We start from the raw sequence: 16,854 nt of genomic DNA, 5'->3' as shown, positions 1-16,854 counted from the left end.
CTTACAGGGCGAGATAGGTGGGGGTAGCGAGGGAAACGGCCTCGCCCCTGCTGTGGGTTTTGACGACGCCGTTGATGGAGCGGGTCAGCGACCAGCGTTGCGGGGAGACGACCGCGAAATCGTCATATTTGATCGACGGGTTGACGTTGGTGGAGGCTGATCCGGCGATCGACCGGACCCCGAGAAACGTCGGGGTCACGAGGTCGCCGTCCATCACGGACACCTGCCACTCCGGGGTTTCCGCGTCCGTCGCCAGCCAAGCTTTCGCCCGCAGCAGTGATCCGTTCACCTTGAACCGGAGCCGGTAGAACGTGCCCGCCACGAAGGTCACAGCGGCCATCGTGTAGGTGCCGAGGATTGTCTCGGTCGCGGCAACCCGTTTGATGATCACCACTTGGATGGTGGTCGACGTCGTGAACCGCAACTGCGCGCTGTACAGGTTGTCCAAGTCGAGGAATCGCTGAGCCAGCCCGCCAGCCAGGAAGTCCCCGGTCGCGAGCTGATCTGCGGTGATGCTGACGTACATGTCCATATCGGTGATCGTCGTGCCCACCGTGCACCGCCGGGAGTTCCCGATGGTGGACAGCAGGTGCGCGCCCACGCCGCTACCGACGGAGTAGTCCGACGCGCTGCCACCACCGAGCGTCCACGTCAGGCCGCTGTCGTTGGTGCCCCAGTTGCTCGACACAGTCCGGCCGAACGTGTCCGTGACCAGATCCGCGATGCTGGTGACGCGGATGACTTCGCCGGAGATCTCGACGTCCAGCGGGAAATCAGCAGGGTCCTTCGTCCACAACCCGTCGAATCCGGATGACGGCTGCACGCCGGCCACGGTGTCTGTGGTCGTGAGGGTCCCGACCAGCTCCGATCCGTCCGTGTCGATCCTGCTGTCGGCGTCGTCGAGGACACCGATCGACGAGTACGGGCTGGCCGGCGCGCACTGGAACGTCAACTTGTGCTCGAGCCGGGTGATGGTCTCGCTGATGCCGAGGACGAGTTGGTCGATGGTGTCGGGCGGCAGCCAGGCGGGCGGGTTGGTGATCTGGATGCGGTCGCCGAGCCGCATCCCGATGATGGCGCGCCGCATGTCCGCCGTGATCGACGGGTGGGCAAGGTTCACGGAGATCTGCGGGAAGCGTGCCTCATCCACGGTGCCCAGGTGGACGCGCCATGCCGCCTGGTCCAGCAGCGTTGCTTCGTCCGTACTGGCCAGGTTGAGGGTGGTCTCCTGCCCGTACACGCCGACCCCGGCCGGGGGGAGCGCCGTGGACAGGGTCCCGGACGTCTCCTCTGCCGTTTGCGAGACGCCGCTGCAGGTGACGGTGACCTTGTTCTGGATGTACCTGTCGTCCTCGACCGGTGTCGGGATCTTCGATCCGTCCAGCTGGCCCGCTGTGTAGTCCAGCGTCACGACCGGGTCTTGGTTGTGCAGGGAGGCGCGGGTGCGGTAGCCGAGGCCGAGCACGCTCGGGTTTTCGTACAGGATGCCGCCGTCGGCGAGGACTGCCTCCTGAACGAGCGACAACGTGTTGGCCTTGCTCTGCGCGCCGAGCGGCACGGTGTCGTCGAGGTCACCGACCCAGCCGAACGCAATGCCCGCCTCGTCACACAACCGCTGAATCCGGCGGCCCGCGGTCTCCCCGATCGGGTTCAGACGGACACCGAGCGCCGCAATGTCCGTGATGGCGTTCTCCACCGTCGCGTGGCCAACTGCCACGCCCGGCAGGTTCGCGGTCCCGGCCGCGCCCGACACGGCCCTGGACGCGGGCCCGAACTGCACACGCGTGACGCGGGTCAGCTGCGTCGTGAAAACCGTGTCGGACACGGTGTACGTCCGGGAGTTGGAGACGTCCTTCAGCCGCAGTGTCCGCGTGATGTTCGCGCCGGCTTCCTGGAGTTCCACGCTGACGTAGAGGAGGCGGCCCCGCACGTCGAGGCTGTGCTGAAGTTCGGCGCCCAGCACGGTGCCATCGTCGGCGCACGTGCGGATCGTGAAAGAGGTGGTGGCGGTGTCGTAGAACACCTCCCAGAACTGGGAGGCTCCGGCGCTGTAGTCGAGCTGGTCGATCGCCACCAACACCTTGCCCAGCCCCAGGCCGGCCGCTGGAATGTAGGCGAGGAACCGGACCTGTGTGGCTGTCGGGTCGGCGTATTTGGTGACGCCGCCGGACAGGGTGGCTGAGGTGAGGTCCGGGAGTGGGTCGGACGCCGTGAACCCGGAGTACGAGGCGAGGACGGGTACGCCGGTCCAAGTCATCGCTGACCCGGAGGTGAGAGCGGACGCGAGCGATGTGGACCCGGTCGGGTCTTCCATCGGCCAGTACGCGACCACGCTGGAGGGCAGCGGGTCGGTGATCGCGTTGTAGATGACCGACCGTTCCGGCGCCGGCCCTTGTGCGAGGCGGCGGAGGATCCCGGACGCGGACACGTCCGTCCACACGTCGCTGCCGGAGGTGTCCCAGTTGGGGACCCACTCGGAGATCTCGCCCCAGATTCGGTAGGACTTGCCGCCGTTGCCGTCGGGGACCGATACGCGTACCGGGGTGTTCCGGCCGATCAGCCCGTAGTACGGACCGTTGGGGTTCCGCGGGGAGAACCGGCCGTCAGTGTTCCTCAGTTCCAGCGCGCAGGTCGACGGGTCCGTCTGGGATCCCTCGTCGCGGATGCCCTTGGTGATCGCGATGTTGCCGCTGTCGTCGCGGACCAGGACAGATGAGGTCGCGGTGATGTCCACCCACGCCCCGCCGATGAACAGCTCGACTTGTACGGGCTCGCCGTTGGACGCCTCCCCACTGGCGCGCGCGGGCGCAAGGGTGATCGCCAGGCGGCGCCGTAGCGCCGCTATCTGTGGGACGAGCCCCGGCATAGGTCAGCCCACCTCCTGGAAGGTGACCCAGCACCGCATGTCGCTGGCCGTGGTCGGGGTGGTCGCACGGACACGGAGGAACTTCGACACCGCGACGGCGGGCCTGTCGTCGGGCATGAACGTGCGCACGTAGGACAGGCCGGACTCACCCGAGACCGAGCTGAGTGAGACGGCGTCGAACGGGCGCGTCGCCGTGATCGTGCCCTCGGCCGTTGCCGTGTACCCGGTCGCGCTGGTGCCCACCGTCAGCAGCGACGTAGTGCCGTTCGGGTCCAGGTTGACGATCCCTGTGGCGGCCACGTGCGCGGTCACCGTGGCGGCGACGTCGGTTTGCAGCAGCTCGATGACACCGTCCGCGCCGGGCGGGTCGTCCAGGGAGAATCCCCACTCCAGGATCTGAATCATGCGGCTCGCCGGAGTGGCCAGCTGCAGCATGGTCTTGATGGCCGTTCCGGTCGTGACGGACGCCAGCGCCGCCGTGGTGGGCGCCGGTCCGTTCCAGGTCGTGTAGGGCACTCTCGTTCCTCTCCTCTATCGGCCGCGCGGCGGCCGAAGCGTTGCCTCAAGTGACCCGCGGGCGCGGACTTCCTTGCGGCCCGTGTCCACCCACAGCTCACCGAAGTCCCGCTCACCGATCCGGACCTGAATCACCAGCGGGCCACCATCCCCGGCCGCCGGCGCCATCCCCGCAGCCACCGCGGCAGGGGCGCGGCGGGGAGCGGTGAGCATCGACGCCCACGGCGCCTGCCCCTGAGCGAGCTTCCGCCGGCTGTCGGGGTTCGACCACACCCGTGCACCGGCGGGCAGGTCCAGCAGCTCCGGGCCCTGCTCACCCACCCACGTCAGCGACGAGCGCAGGCCACCCGATGCGGCGGCGCCGACGATGCCGCCCGACGCCTTCTTGCCGTGGTGGAAGGCCTTCTCGATCGCCTTCTCCATGGCCTTCGCCAGACGGTCCATCGAGTCCTTGAGCTTCTTCTGCTGCTCTTCGAGCTTCTTGACGTACTTCTCCTGGGCCTTGATGGCCTTCTCGTACACGGCGTCAGCGGTCGTCTTGCCCGCCCTGCCGGCGGCCTTCTCGATGTCCGCCTGGGTCTGGTTGATGGACTTGACCTCGGACGCGGACGCCTGCAGCAGGGCACCCGCGGTCTCCAGGCCGCCGCCGTCGATACCGGCCTCAGCGACCTGCTGAATGATCGACTTCGAGAAGCCCTTCGCCTTCAGCTGCTTCAGCGCGGCCGCGAACGCGGTCACCTTGTCCTTGCTGATCCGCATACCCGACCTGATCGACGACAGCGTCACCGTGCTGTCCGGACCGGCCCCGCGGGTGATGTTCGCCGACGACAGCAGGTTGCCCTTCACGCTGTCCCGCAGCTGCGCCGCCGCGTCCTTCAGCGAGGCGAGCTTGTCCTTCGCCTTCGACAGGTTCGCCGTCACCGAGGTGAGCTGCTTCTCCCACTTCAGCAAGCTCTTGCCCGCCGAGTCGAGCTGCTTCAGCAGGCGGCTTTCAGTGCGCCCGTGCGTGGCCTTCTGGATGATGCCGCGCCACTGGTTCAGCGCGTTCACCAGCGAGCCGAGATCCTGCGGCTTGCCCAGCGCCGACCCGAACTCGGAGCGCTTGTAGCCTGCCATCTGTCCGAAGTGGGAGATCGTCAGCTGGCTCCACGCGTCGTGCCGGGCCTGCGCTTCCGCCTGAGCCTGCGCCTTCGCGCGCTGCTGTGCCTTCGTGACCTTGCCGCCCCGGGCGTACTTCGGGCCCTCGTAGTCGCCGTCATTGATGCGCTGCAGGAACCCCTCGCCGTACTTCTTCACCGCGGAGGCCTTGATGACGAACTCGCCGTTGCTGAGCCACGGCGCCGGCACATCATCCGAGGTACCGGTACCGGGGCCCTGGACGAGGCCGCCGTCGGCGTACCGGAACTGCTTGCCGGTGTACAGGCCGCCGGTCGCGCCGACAATGTCGTGCACCGACCTGTACGTCTGGCTGCGGGTAATGATGTTGTGGATCGAGGTGATGCTGACGGTCTTATCGTGCAGCGAGGCAATCGCCCCGGCCACGTTCCGGATCCCAGCGAGGGCGCCGCCCGTCGCAGCCGTGATCCGGACGGAGCCGTTCTTCAGGTGCTGGACCTTGAACCCGAACCCCTCCAACACCTGCTCGGCGGTGCTACTCAAGGTCTTCAGCGTCACCGACCTGCTACCCGGGGACCGCTTCAGCGCCGCGTTGAACGCGTTCAGGTCTGCCTCGGCGGCCTTCTTCTCCAGCTTGACCTGAACAGCCTTGGCCTTCGGCGCCTTCAACAGCTCATCGGCAAGCTTCGTCGCCTGCGCCCGGGTGTCGCCCATCGCCATCGCGGCGTCGATGAGGGACTTCCGGCCCTTCTGGTAGGTCTTGTCGACCTGGTCCCAAGCGACGTGTTCCTTGTTCTTCTTGTCGACGAGGTCTTCGGTCTTCGCTGCCAGCTGCGACAGAACGTCGCGGTTCTTCCGGCCCGCGTCGCTGTTGAGATTCAGGGTGCGGCCGTTCTCCTTGACGGCTTTCTGCGCATCACTCATGGCCTGATAGAACGCCGTCTCAGCGTCGTATGCGCCACGGTGCACCGCGTTCAACGCCATGATCGACTGTTCGAGGCCCTTCGCGGACTGCGCCTCCCCGTCAAGCTTCTTCTGCGTCGCCACCGCAGCGTCACCGAACAAACCCATGCTCTGGGCGGTGACTTCCTGCTCGGACTTCAGCCCGGCCAGCGCGGCCGTGTACTGCGGGAACAGTGCGTTGATGTCCTTCGTCGAATACCCGGCGCCCTTCAGGGCGTCCCGCATCTGATCGAAATCCTTCGCGGCGACCTGCGCATACCCGTTCTGCGCCATCCCGGCCATGGCCTGGTCGAGGCTGTTGAAATCGCCCTTCAGCGAGTCGAGGGAGTCCTTCCCGTCGGTGATGTTGTGGATACTGCCCTTGATCTTGTCGGCGAGATCGTCCAGCCCCGGAATCTTGAACCCGAACGGATGCTGGCTCATCTGCTCCGACTTCTGACCCAGCTCCTTCACCTTGGCGACCAAACCGTCCATGTCGCCGAACGTCTTCTGCAACTCGCCCGAGAACTTCCCCGACGACGACAAGCCCTTCAACGACGTGGTCAGCTTGTCAATGTCCGGCGGCGCACTCTTCCCCAGATCGGCGATCTTCGCGACGGCCAGAGCCAGCAACGCGAGACCGCCCACCACCACAGACGCCTTCGCCACTGCGCCCAGCGAAGCAAACGCAGCCCGCAGACCAGCCACGCCACCACCAGCAACGACGAACGCCTCACGCATGTACATGGCGCGCAGAGCGACCGACTCGAACACGCCCTTCAGGCCAGCGAGGGCCCGCCCGCCGGCCGCCCACAACACCTGGGCTGCGGCAGCGGCCTTCATGGCGACGGAGACAGCAACAGTGGCGGCGAGGAGCCCCGCGAGCGCTGCTGTCGCGGCTACAGTTGCGCCCTTGTGTTCGAGGAGCAGGCTGACGAAGCTCTGCAGAGGCGGGATCAGCTTCGTCCCGATACTGATCATCAGGGCGTCGAAGCTGGACTGAAGAGACTTCATCTGGAATGCGAACGTCTTCTGCGTGTCAGCCCACGCCGAACCGAACTTGTTCGCACCCTCCGCCAAAGCCGGGTACTTCGACTCCAGCCGGTCGAACTGGGACACCAGGATGTTCAGGCCCGCGCCGGCCTTCCGGCCGAACGCGTCCGTGATGATCTGCCCCTGTTCCTTCGAGGAGATCCCCGCGGCCTTCATCCTGCCGACGAGGTCCTCCAGGGCGAGCTTGAGGCCGCCCTTCTGCATGTCCTTGGCGAGGGTGTCGGTCTTCAGGCCGAGCTTGTCGAGGGCGTCCTTCGCCGTGGAGACGGGCTTGCCGAGCGCCATCACCGACATGCGCAACTGGTTACCGGCCAGCGACCCGCGGATGTTGTTGTCGCCGAACACGGCGAGGGCGGCGCCGACGTCCTGAATGGACAGGCCGAAGCCCTTGACGGTGGCGACCATGCCGGAGCCGAATGCGTTGGCGAGGTCTTGCATTTTCATGTCGCCGACACCGACGGTGGCGTTCAGGACACCCATCGCCTTGTCGAAGTTCTGCACGCCAGGGATACCGGAGGCGACAGCGGCAGTGAGCGCGTTGGTGACGTCGACAAGGTCGGCGTGACCGACGGTGGCGCCCTTGGCGGCGGTCTCGGTCAGCTTCAACGCCTTCTGGGAGCTGATGCCCATCGACTCGAAGTTCGACTCAACGTGAAACAGCGACTCGGCGAGCGAATCCGGGTCCTGACCAACCTTGCCGGCCAGGTCGAGAACGCCCTTCTTCAACACCCCCATCTGGTCCTTGGCCACCCCTGCCTGCGTGTGCAGGAGAGCCATGCTGGAGTCGAACTTGGCGGCCATCTTCACCGACTCGACACCGACCGCCGCGAGACCAGCCCCGGCGAGGAGGGCGGTCTTGTGGAAGGCCCGCATCCCCGAGCCAGCACTGTTGACCTTGGCGTTGACGCTGGCCATGGCCGGGCCGGTCAGGTCCTTAGCCGTAACCAGGATCTCCACCACGTTCATCCGGATTCACCCCCAATCGTTCGATCTCCAGCAGGCGGAAGGTCTCGGCGGGCTCGGCTTCGATCTCGGACGGCAGCTTGTGCCAGCGGTCGGCGAGGCCGAGGATGAATTTGGCGTAGGTCAGCTCGCGAGGCTCGGTGACAATGCTTCCGTCGGAATGGATGCCACCGGGGAAGTCTCGCCAGCGGGTGAGGGCTGCTCCAAAGGGGCGGGCACCCCTGCCACGGCGTTGGTCCACTGGGTGATGATCGCCATGATCATGTCGTGGTCTTCGCCCTTGATCGCGTCAAGGGTGGGCGGCACCGGAGCCCCGTCCTCGTCTTCGAGGTTCCAGTCGACGAGCCGCTCGGCGAGCAGCTCGACCATAGCCTCGGTGCCGTCCCTGCCGCCGTCGTCGTTGTCGGTGCGGGCCGCGATCAGCTGCCCCATGGACAGGCTTCGCACCCGGACTTCGAGGCCGTCGTACTCGCCCTCGAACTTCAGGTGGTACACCTTCGGGTTGCGCTTGTAGCCCATGTTCATCTCTCCTGGTGCGGGCAGGTGCCCCCGTTGAACTGTCGTCCGAGATTGCAGTCAACTGGCGGACTATTTCTGTGACTTGGTCCTAGCTCCAGGTGGGTACCGCGCCGTCAGCAAGGACGCCAGGCACAGCAAAGGTGAGTTCTCCGGACTCGGCGCGGGTGAGCGGGTAGTCGGTGAACAGACACTCGTTGGCGAGGGTCTTGCCGGACACCGTGAGCGTCACGGTGCGGTTCACGCTGGTGGAGGGGACGGTCTTGAACACGTCGTGCGACATGTTCGCCGCCGGGTTGAACACGCCGTTCAGCGTGATGCTGAAGTCGGCCAGCAGCAGCAGCCGCTCGTAGGCCGACTTGTCGATACCGGTGATGTCCTGCACGCCACGCGGGGTGGCGAACTGCAGGTTGGTGAAATCGTTCTTGATGGTCTGCGGCGTGCCGGACGCATCGTCCACAGAGGCCGTTGTCCAGCCCAACCCGGAGCTCTTGGCCATGGGTCAACCCCTTTCGATCTGGTCTGCGATGTTCTGCTGGTGCTCGCCGAAGTCCTCCACCCAGAGTTCTGGGCGTTGGTGCATCCGCGTCTTGGTGCCGCGGGGGTTGCCCCGCCAGTCCCCGTCCCGGACGAGGTACAGCTCGGGCCGGTCGAGGCGCAGCCGGTGTTCGCTGGCGCGGAAGCAGGGCTGCCCGGCCTCGAAGTACAGCCACGTTTCGCCTTCGGCGATGCGTACCTCGTTGTACTTGCGGCCTGACGTCTTCGCCGCGTGGACCATCTCCGGTTCCAGGCCCTCGACGCGGACGCGCCAGCCGTTCAGGTAGTCGGGGCAGTCCGTTTCGGCGCAGGTGGCCTTACGGAAGTGCGTAGAGGGCGGCGCGACGATGGAGTACGTCTTGTACGCCTCGGCGCCCATCTGGGGCTGGATACGGTTCATCAGAAGCTCACCGCCACCTGGTTCTTGACGACGACGACCGCGAACACCAGCGACGAGAAGCCACCCGTCGTCGTGGTCACGGCGCGCAGGTAGCGGCGGACCGTCGCCCCCGAGGCGGTAGCGATCCGCTCCGACGTCGGCCCGGCGGTGACCTGCGTGAACGTGAGCCCGGTGACGTCCGCGAAGCTGCTGTTGTCCGCCGAGTCCTGGATCTTCACTGTGGCGTCGGTGCCGGTCATGCTGAACACCTGTAGATAGGCCTGCGCCCCGAAGCTGGCCGACGCCGCCGTGTCGATGCTCGCGCCGTTTGTCGCCGCGCTGTCTGTGCGCTTGCCCGCGGTGAGCTGCTGGCCCCACTCCAGGCCGAAGCCGTTGCACTGCGCCTCGACAGCAAACGTGAACTCGCCGCTGTCCGCCCTAGTGCCGTCGTAGTTGATCTGCTTCGACACCTGGCACGCAGCCGGATTCCCGAGCGCCGTACCCCGCATGTACGTGCAGATCACGTCCGCCGTGGGAAGGCTGCTGAACCGCTCGTGCGCCGCGCCGATGGCCGGGTTGAAGAACGCCTTCCACGACACGCTGCCGGTGCGCACGCCGCCGATCCGCTCATACGCGCTCTTGTCGATGCCGGTGACTTCGAGCGTGGCCGGGCCGCCGGAGAGGCTGACACTGCCGAGGTCGCCACTCAGGTCATAGCCCGCGATGTAGAAGTTGTCGCCGAGGCCGGAAGACTTCGCCACCTATGCCACCTGCTCCCAGAGGTCGTTGACGATGAGGGGAAGGGTGATCGTCATCACCCGGTATTCGGCGCCGGACGTCGTCAGGTAGCCGGCGCGCGCGCCGAGCGGGTCGCCGTAGGTGCCGAGGAGGTCGACGTCGCGGACCAGACCACCGAGGGTGAAGTCACCGGAGTAGGCGGCCATCAGGGCGTCGAGGGCGGTCATCAGGTCCGGGTCGATGGCGTCCTCGGGCTCTTGCAGCATCGACGTGTACAGACGCACGAACAACGCCAGCCGCGTGCTCGTCGACGAGAGGCCGGAGCCGCCGCGGGCCGGGCCGATCTGCTCTACCCACACAGCGGCCGTAAGCCCGTTCTGCGGAGCGCTCTTGGGTTCGTGCCCGTTGACGGCCTGGAAGAATCCGGACGCCAGCGCATGCGACTCCACCGCGTCGAGGATGGTGCGGATGTCGAGGGTCATGTCAGATCAGCCCCATCGCCTTGTAGCGGGCCAGCAGCCGGACCGCGATCTCTCGCGCCCGCTTGTCGACCAGGGGCTTGGTCCGCCGGAACGTGGCGTAGCCCGGGAACCGCGTCACGGGACTGTTGCGGCTGCCGGTACCTTCCAGCCACGGCCCGTAGATCACGCCGCCGTCGGAGACCCGATAGCCGTCCCCGGCCCGGTCGACGCTGATCCGCGACTCGTAGTAGCCGGTCGGGTGCTGCAGCACGACCTTGAGGCGCTGCCGGATCAGCTTCTCGCCTTCCTCGGCGATCCGCAGGCTGATCTCATCGCGGTAGGCGTGCATCGCCTTCGCGGTGCGCCCGTCAAACATGGGGCCCCGCTTGGCGGTGCGAACGTTGAAGTCGATTCCCGGCATGGCTACACCGCCCTGTGTCGGGCCTTGCGGCCGTGCTCGGTGTACGTCTGGTCGCGGAGATCCTTGAGGGCGTCCTGGGTGACCTCGCCGCCCTTGGTACCGGACGCGGACGACGCCCTGCGGAACCAGCCCGAACGCTCTTGCAGCAGCTGCGAGATGGCTTCGGCCTTCGCCAGCTGGTGGACAAGCCCCGGAGGGTTCCACCGGTAGACGGTGTTGCCGGAGGCATGTATGTCGGCGCTGGTACCGAGGGCGCCGCGGGTCACGGTGAGGGTACGCGGCGCGTAGATCGTCGCGGTGGTATGCGCGGCAAGGACCGTGCCGTCGTAGGCACGCTCCACGGTGAGGGTGTTGCCCGCGATGTCGTCGATCCGCATTCGCTCGGAGTCGAGGAGGATCACCTCGTCGACCGCGAAGGCAGCGCCGTTGGCGACAGTGAGGGTGACGTCGCCCTTACCGGCGGTGATGCTGCCGGTCTGACCGGTGCTGGCCTGCGTCCGCTCGGTGACAAGCATGCGTTCGGAGTCGATGCGCAGCACGCTGCCAACGCCGACGAGCGCGGAGGTCGGGCCGTCCACGGTGATGGTGGTGGCCGTTGTGCTGGTGATGGCTGCGGTTGTTGAACCAAGGGTGGTTTCGGTGTTGCGGTAGCCCCACAGGCCTGCGATCTGTACGTCTCGCTGGTAGGTGTCGCCGCCACCGAAGCTTGCGTCGGACGACAGCTTGATCTCGACGCGGTTGAACGGGGGCCCCGAGTTGACTGGTTCGAGGTTGTAGTCCGTGGATGCGATCGTCTGCCCGCCCGAGGCGAGCGTCGCCACCGTGATCAGCCCCTGATCATCGAGACGCAGGATCCACGGCGTCATCCCCGCGCGCGGCGGCCAGTCAAACAGCCGCGTGGCCAGCACCGGGTAGAAGCGGCGGTGACAGAGACCCTCGATGCCGCGTGACGCGGATTCGAGAGCGTCGTCGATCTGCCGCCGGTTACGCGCGGTCTCCTTCACGTCGAGCGCGCGCATGACGTCTTCACGCGTGGCGTACCAGATGCCCTCAGGAGACGTGTTCGTGGCCGCGGCGGATGCCGGCGCGTACACGGTGATGGTCTCGGTCGCGGTGACCGGGCTGCTGGACTTGAGGCCGGTCCAGGTGGCGAGGTAGGCGCCAGGGGCGAGGCTGGAGGCGGGGGTCCAGGCGTAGCCGTAGCTGCCAGTGCCGGGGTGGGTGACGCCGCTACTGGTCGCGGCGAGCGCGGTCGCCGCGGTGGCAATGCTCGTGATGGTGATGGTGGGGGTGGCGTCGAGGTCGACGAGGGAGCCGCCGGAGAAGTCGTACCACTGCGACAGGAGCGCCACGGTCTGGCCTGCGATCACGTCAGTCATGCGCTCGTCCCATCCACGATCAGCCCGAGCGAGGCGAGCTTCGACAGAAGGGACGCAAGCGCAGCGTTCCCGCCACGGGAACCCGTGACCGTCTGCTGCGCGACCGGGGCGGCCCCGTAGAAGCCGGCCGTCGTACCCGTCAGCGTGTGACCCCCGCCGAACGGGCTGTCGCTGAACACCCACGTGCCGACCGCGTGCGCGATCCCGGCGTTGTACTCCAGGCGCAGGTAGGTGTGCTGAGTCCCGCTGAAGTCCTCGCCGGACCAGACGGAGACGTAGACGTCCTTGCCGCCGCCCTCGACGTCGACGTCTCCGCCCGTGGGCCGGAACCGGACGCGTTTGCCGGTGCCGATCAATGTCATGCTGCCGAACGCGGCGAAGTCGGAATTGAACTGGCCGCCCTGCAAAGTGGTGTAGCCGTCGACAGTGACATCGCCGGTGAAGTGGGCGCCGGCAAGCGGGGCCAGCGCGGCGAGTGCAGAGACGAGCCCGGTGACCTGTGCCTGCGTCAGCGTCACCGGGTCGCCGCCTGCGGCGGCGTGCTGGGCAGCGTGCGCGAGCGCGGCCTTTGTTGCGGCCACGGCGTCGACGTAGCCCTTCGACGCGGCGTTCAGTGCCTGGTCCGGGGAGGAGTCGGGCAGCGTCAACTCGCCTGTCATGGTGTCGCCGGACTTGTTCACCTTGCGGGTGTCGCCGGTGGTGGACACGTAGCCGGTTGCGGTCATGCTGATCTCCTCCTCCCAGATCTTGCTGGCTCAGGACTTGTCGGTCTTACGGGAGTCCGCCGTAGCTCCCTGGCCCTTCCGCGACCCCGTCGAAGAGGCCTGCCGGCGGTTCCGGCTGGACCCAGTCGCGGGGGTACTGCCATCCGTCGAACTGGCAGAAGAAGGTTCCGGGCTCGGACGGTGGTCCGGGCTTGAGGGGTTCTCCGTCGCGGGGGCACGCTGTGGGCGGTCCGACGACGTTGGGGTCTCGTTCGAACTCGGCGCGTGCTTGGCGTCGGATGTCGAGGAGCTGGTACCAGCTGATGGCTGCTCACTCCCTTCGATGTAGCCGGGCTCGCCGGGCTGCGCGTCGGCGTTCGACGGACCCCCGGCGACGGTGATCCTGGGCATGTCGTTCTCCTTCATGCGGTCGGCGAACCGGGGCGCGGGGGCCTGGCACTGAGGGCAGCGCAGCAGGCCCACCGCGAACCGGCAGGTGCACGACGTGCAGACTTCGATCGCCATGTCAGGCCGCGACCACCGACGCGGCCGTGTCGAGCGGGATGTACAGCAGGTCCCACTTCATGGCGCCCGTCGAGCTGGCGACGGTCTTGAGGTCGATGGTTCCGGGGTGCAGTAGCAGCCACGTCGCGGACGGGGTGATGTTGCCGCCCGCGTTGTTCACCGCCGCGGTGCCGCCGAGTGTCGTCGGCAGGGTCACGGTCGCGCCGATCTCCTTGCCGTTGACGTCACCAGTGGCGTTGGTCAGGTTCACTGCGGTGCCACTGGTCGGGGTACCGATCAGCTGCACGGTGGTGGCCTGCGCCTGGATCGCGGTGGTGACCTCACCGACCAGAGCGACCACGAGGATCCGGCCGCCGGAGATGGTGAACAGCGACGACTGCGCGGTCTGCGGCAGTGTCGCAGTGGCGCGGCTGACTGCGATGCCGGCCGCGAGAAGCCGGACATCCTTGTTCTGGATGAGCGTGGTCATCGCGGTCAGGCCCCCAGGATTTCGAGGTTCGACGGCTTCCGCTGCACGATCAGGTCGTGCAGGATCGCCGTCACGAGACCGGAGCCGCCGACGCTGACCTTGACGTAGTCGTTGGGGTCGGCGAGCTGCGACGTCAGCACGCTGAAAACCACCGTGCCGGACGCGATGGTGACCGCGTTGGATGCCGCCTGAGTGGACTCCACCCACGCGGCCGTGCCGTTGGTCGCGGTGCACGTCGCCTTCCGGGTGATGATGTTCCCCGGGCTGGAGTAGGAGCCGCCGAACGAGCTGGACGCGGTAACGGTGAAGGTGTCGTTCCCAGTGCACACGAACGTCACCGCCGACGCTCCGCGCAGCTTGAACGCGTTTCCTGCGGCGATCGGGATCACGTTGATGACGCGCCCGAGTCCGTACATGCCTGCCATGGTGTTACCTCCCCGGCGGGGCGTTACTGCCGCCGATCAAGCCCTTGCAGGGCGGGATGGGCCCAGCCACCACACGGTGGCTGGGGTGAAGCTGGGTTACGGCCGGGAAGCGAGCTGGACGACCGGGGACAGCGTGTTGGAGCTGCCGTTCTTCGGAGTGATGGCTGACTGCAGCCACGGGCGGCCGTCGACGCGCTCGACCACGCGGTACGCGGTCTTGTCGTTGGCGAATCGGTAGTGCTCGGAGCTGCTGGTCTCCATCTGCATCCGGTCACCGATGAGGTAGTACGACAGGTCCACGAAGGAGATGTCGCCGGTGGTGCCGAGCGGCCCGACCTTCTCTGTGAAGAAGACCGGGCGACCGAGGATCGTCGCGGGCGGGGAGTCCATGCCGCCCTGGCCGCCGGCCATGTTGCCGATCCAGACCGGGCCGCCGCCGGTGCCGACGGACAGGGCCATGGTGGCGAGCTGCGGGAAGGTGTCGATGGAGCAGATCCACACCGCGCGGCCCAGGCTGGTGGGCAGCATGCGGCTGTACATCTTGACGATGTTCTCCCAGACGATCGTCCCGGACGGCTGCCCGGACTCGGCAGGGACCTGTACGGACACCGGGGAGTTGATGAAGCCGAGCGGCTCGCCCACGCCGGTGCCGGAGAGGAACGCAACGTCCTCGAACCACGAGATCGCTTTCGGGAACGTCCCACTGAAGAACCCGGAGAACGCCGGGGCGTCCATCAGCAGCTCGTTCGGGACCTCGGCGTACGCAGTGAGCTTCCGGGCGTCCAGGACAACCCGGCCGAACGAGGCCTGGGACTCCGTGAGGCCCGCGGCTTCCTCAGTCCAGTAGCCAACGACGCCACCGAGGATGGACGACTGGTGCGAGGTGTCGTCGATCATCGGGATCGGGACCCGCAGCGACGACATCGGGATCACCGTCGCGCGCGGCCGGACGACTGCGGTCTCCAGTGCGACCTGAAGGATCTCGGAGCGCAGCTCCTCGGGGATCAGGAATCCACCATCCGCCGGCACCTCGGAGCCGTAGCTGTTCTGGATCTCGACGAGACGCTCCAGCTTGGGCCGAAGCTTCTCGAAGTCACGGAGCCGGTCCGCGCGGTACCACGTGCTGCGGAAGTACTCGCTGGCGTCGTCGAAGATGCCGTCAGCAGCCGCGCCGGGGGCACGCTTGTTGTACAGGCTCTGCCGCGCTCCGGATCCGAGGCCCTGGATCTCCGGGCGCAGGTTGTCGGCGCGCTTGCCCGCCAGGTCCACCGGGGGCTTGGCGTCGCTGCCGTTGTTCTTCAGGTACTCGGCGAGGACGAGCTGCATCTGCTCACGTGCCTGCGCGTTGATTTCACCGCGGTTCGACTTGTCGACGGCGCCGGCGTAGCCCTCGATGAACTCGGCGAGCTTCTCCTTCGAAGCCCAGAGTTCCTTGAGCTTGTCCGCGTCGTTGAGTACCTCGGCCAGTGCCGCCGGGGAGTCCGGGATGGTGGTGGTCACTTCGTCGCCTCCTCGGCGTTTGCCAGCCACGCCGGAAGCGGCGCGGAGTCGTGGGTGTTGAGCCACGCGGGGAAGTCCTCGGCGTGGTTATCGGTGCCGCTCTTGCCCTCGCCGCTGCTCTTGTTGGCGTCGTCGAGGTGGGCCTGCAGATGGGCGCGGACGCCGGCCTTGTCGCCCTCTGGGATCTTCGATCCCTCCAGCCGGGCAAGGCCGTTACGGCAAGCCGCGAGGTTCGCGGGGCCGCCCTTGCTCTTGTGGTGAGGGAACTTGTAGTTCCCCTTCTTGTCGTCCGCGTCGTTGTCCCCCTCCTTGTGGGGAGTGCCCGCGGCCTCGTCGGACTGCCATGCGAAGCAGTAGCGCAGGACGGTGTCGTCGTTCGGCATCGCGGCGACCGCGGCCGGCCCGTCCCACGGCTCATCCACGGTGGCCGTGTGATGCACCGGGAGCGCCTTCGCCACGATCGGCATCGACTCGACGCCCCGCACCGCGGGCTGGCCGTGCGCCTCGGTCTCGGTGACGTCCTCCCGGCCGACCATCTTCGTCCCGCACTGGTCACAGAACCGCGCGTCCGGCGCGTTGCCCTTCTCGCACACCGGGCACGCGACGGTCTCGTCCTCGCCAGGCTTGTACGGCGTCGGCTCGTGCGGCTGCGAACCATCGGCCGCAGTCGGACGCACGGCGTTCGTCAGCCGGTCGGGGACGTGCGCGAACACCGAAAGGTCGAACTGGGCAACCGCGGCGAGCGCATTCTGCTCCGGCCGCTCCGCCACCCGATGCGCCAGACCCGCCTTCACAGCCTCGTCAGCCGTGTACCACGTCTCCGTGCGCATCGCGGTACGCCAGCCCTCGGCGTCGCCGCCGGCCCGGTCGGCGTAGATGCTGGCGAGGTTGTCGGACACCTTGTCGAGGAGTTCGGCGAGGTCCCGCATGTCGCCGGCGTTGCCGAAGCAGGCTCCGGACGCGTCGTGAATCATCATCATCGCGCCTGGGGCGACGACCCGCGTCGTGCCCGCCTGCGCGATGAACGACGCGGCGGAGGCGGCGAGTCCGTCGACCACGGTCGTCACGTTCCCGGGGCGCTGCGCGAGGCTGTTGTAGATCGCGATGCCGTCGAAGACGTCGCCGCCCGGGGAGTTGATGTGGACCTCAAGGTCACCGGATATCTGCCCGAGTTCCGCGATGAAGTCGACCGCGGTGACGCCCTCGGAGAGCCAGCTACCGCCGATCTCGTCGTAGATGTCGACCCGCGTCGGACCACCAGCAGTGTTACGTATGACCCGGTACCAGCCGGCTGCCGGGGGCTGCTGTACGAGGTTGGTGAGGCGGCGAGCGTTGCGCCGCATC

15 protein-coding genes are annotated in these 16,854 nt (G+C 67.2%); all 15 read right to left on the bottom strand.

Annotated features, from left to right (window positions below):
- Window position 1: 1 nt before the first annotated feature.
- The 15 genes from FB157_RS08550 to FB157_RS08480 all read right to left on the bottom strand — a co-directional run bounded on the left by FB157_RS08550 (window position 2) and on the right by FB157_RS08480 (window position 16,853).
- Complete coding sequence (locus FB157_RS08550; RefSeq protein ID WP_145877562.1) at window positions 2–2,866, bottom strand: hypothetical protein; 2,865 nt, start codon at window positions 2,864–2,866, stop codon at window positions 2–4.
- Between the two features lie 3 nt (window positions 2,867–2,869).
- The gene (locus FB157_RS08545) at window positions 2,870–3,382 is read right to left on the bottom strand and encodes a hypothetical protein (protein WP_145877560.1); all 513 of its coding nucleotides are present in this window, start codon (window positions 3,380–3,382) and stop codon (window positions 2,870–2,872) included.
- A gap of 15 nt (window positions 3,383–3,397) precedes the next feature.
- On the bottom strand, window positions 3,398–7,459 hold the full coding sequence (locus FB157_RS08540) for a phage tail tape measure protein (RefSeq protein ID WP_145877558.1): 4,062 nt from the start codon (window positions 7,457–7,459) through the stop codon (window positions 3,398–3,400).
- A 120-nt stretch (window positions 7,460–7,579) separates the two neighbouring features.
- A complete protein-coding gene (locus FB157_RS08535; protein ID WP_145877556.1) occupies window positions 7,580–7,975 on the bottom strand; it encodes a hypothetical protein in 396 nt (131 codons plus the stop codon).
- Window positions 7,976–8,063: 88 nt separating this feature from the next.
- Window positions 8,064–8,471 carry a hypothetical protein gene (locus FB157_RS08530; RefSeq protein WP_261386211.1) on the bottom strand — a complete coding sequence of 136 codons (408 nt, stop codon included), beginning with the start codon at window positions 8,469–8,471 and terminating at the stop codon, window positions 8,064–8,066.
- Window positions 8,472–8,474: 3 nt separating this feature from the next.
- The gene (locus FB157_RS08525) at window positions 8,475–8,909 is read right to left on the bottom strand and encodes a hypothetical protein (RefSeq protein ID WP_145877554.1); all 435 of its coding nucleotides are present in this window, start codon (window positions 8,907–8,909) and stop codon (window positions 8,475–8,477) included.
- Window positions 8,909–9,649, bottom strand: coding sequence for a hypothetical protein (locus tag FB157_RS08520; RefSeq protein WP_145877553.1), 741 nt, complete (start codon window positions 9,647–9,649; stop codon window positions 8,909–8,911). The genes FB157_RS08525 and FB157_RS08520 overlap by 1 nt, the downstream gene beginning before the upstream one ends.
- Window positions 9,650–10,108: a hypothetical protein gene (locus tag FB157_RS08515; protein WP_145877551.1), complete on the bottom strand. Its 459-nt coding sequence runs from the start codon at window positions 10,106–10,108 to the stop codon at window positions 9,650–9,652.
- A 1-nt stretch (window position 10,109) separates the two neighbouring features.
- Window positions 10,110–10,508, bottom strand: coding sequence for a hypothetical protein (locus tag FB157_RS08510; RefSeq protein WP_145877549.1), 399 nt, complete (start codon window positions 10,506–10,508; stop codon window positions 10,110–10,112).
- Window positions 10,509–10,510: 2 nt separating this feature from the next.
- A complete protein-coding gene (locus FB157_RS08505; RefSeq protein ID WP_145877547.1) occupies window positions 10,511–11,887 on the bottom strand; it encodes a hypothetical protein in 1,377 nt (458 codons plus the stop codon).
- On the bottom strand, window positions 11,884–12,612 hold the full coding sequence (locus FB157_RS08500; RefSeq protein ID WP_145877545.1) for a hypothetical protein: 729 nt from the start codon (window positions 12,610–12,612) through the stop codon (window positions 11,884–11,886). Before FB157_RS08500 ends, FB157_RS08505 begins: the two co-directional genes overlap by 4 nt.
- Before the next feature lie 505 nt (window positions 12,613–13,117).
- A complete protein-coding gene (locus FB157_RS08495) occupies window positions 13,118–13,585 on the bottom strand; it encodes a hypothetical protein (RefSeq protein WP_145877543.1) in 468 nt (155 codons plus the stop codon).
- A 5-nt stretch (window positions 13,586–13,590) separates the two neighbouring features.
- The gene (locus FB157_RS08490; protein ID WP_145877541.1) at window positions 13,591–14,010 is read right to left on the bottom strand and encodes a hypothetical protein; all 420 of its coding nucleotides are present in this window, start codon (window positions 14,008–14,010) and stop codon (window positions 13,591–13,593) included.
- A gap of 96 nt (window positions 14,011–14,106) precedes the next feature.
- Window positions 14,107–15,510, bottom strand: a complete 1,404-nt coding sequence (locus FB157_RS08485; RefSeq protein ID WP_145877540.1) for a phage major capsid protein — start codon at window positions 15,508–15,510, stop codon at window positions 14,107–14,109.
- Window positions 15,507–16,853, bottom strand: a complete 1,347-nt coding sequence (locus FB157_RS08480) for a head maturation protease, ClpP-related (protein ID WP_145877538.1) — start codon at window positions 16,851–16,853, stop codon at window positions 15,507–15,509. Before FB157_RS08480 ends, FB157_RS08485 begins: the two co-directional genes overlap by 4 nt.
- Window position 16,854 lies beyond the last annotated feature (1 nt).

Source organism: Streptomyces sp. BK340, assembly GCF_007827595.1.
In the GTDB taxonomy this organism is placed as follows: Bacteria; Actinomycetota; Actinomycetes; order Streptomycetales; family Streptomycetaceae; genus Streptomyces.
Note: the sequence above shows the minus strand (reverse complement) of the source record. Positions and strands in the feature narration are given on the sequence as shown.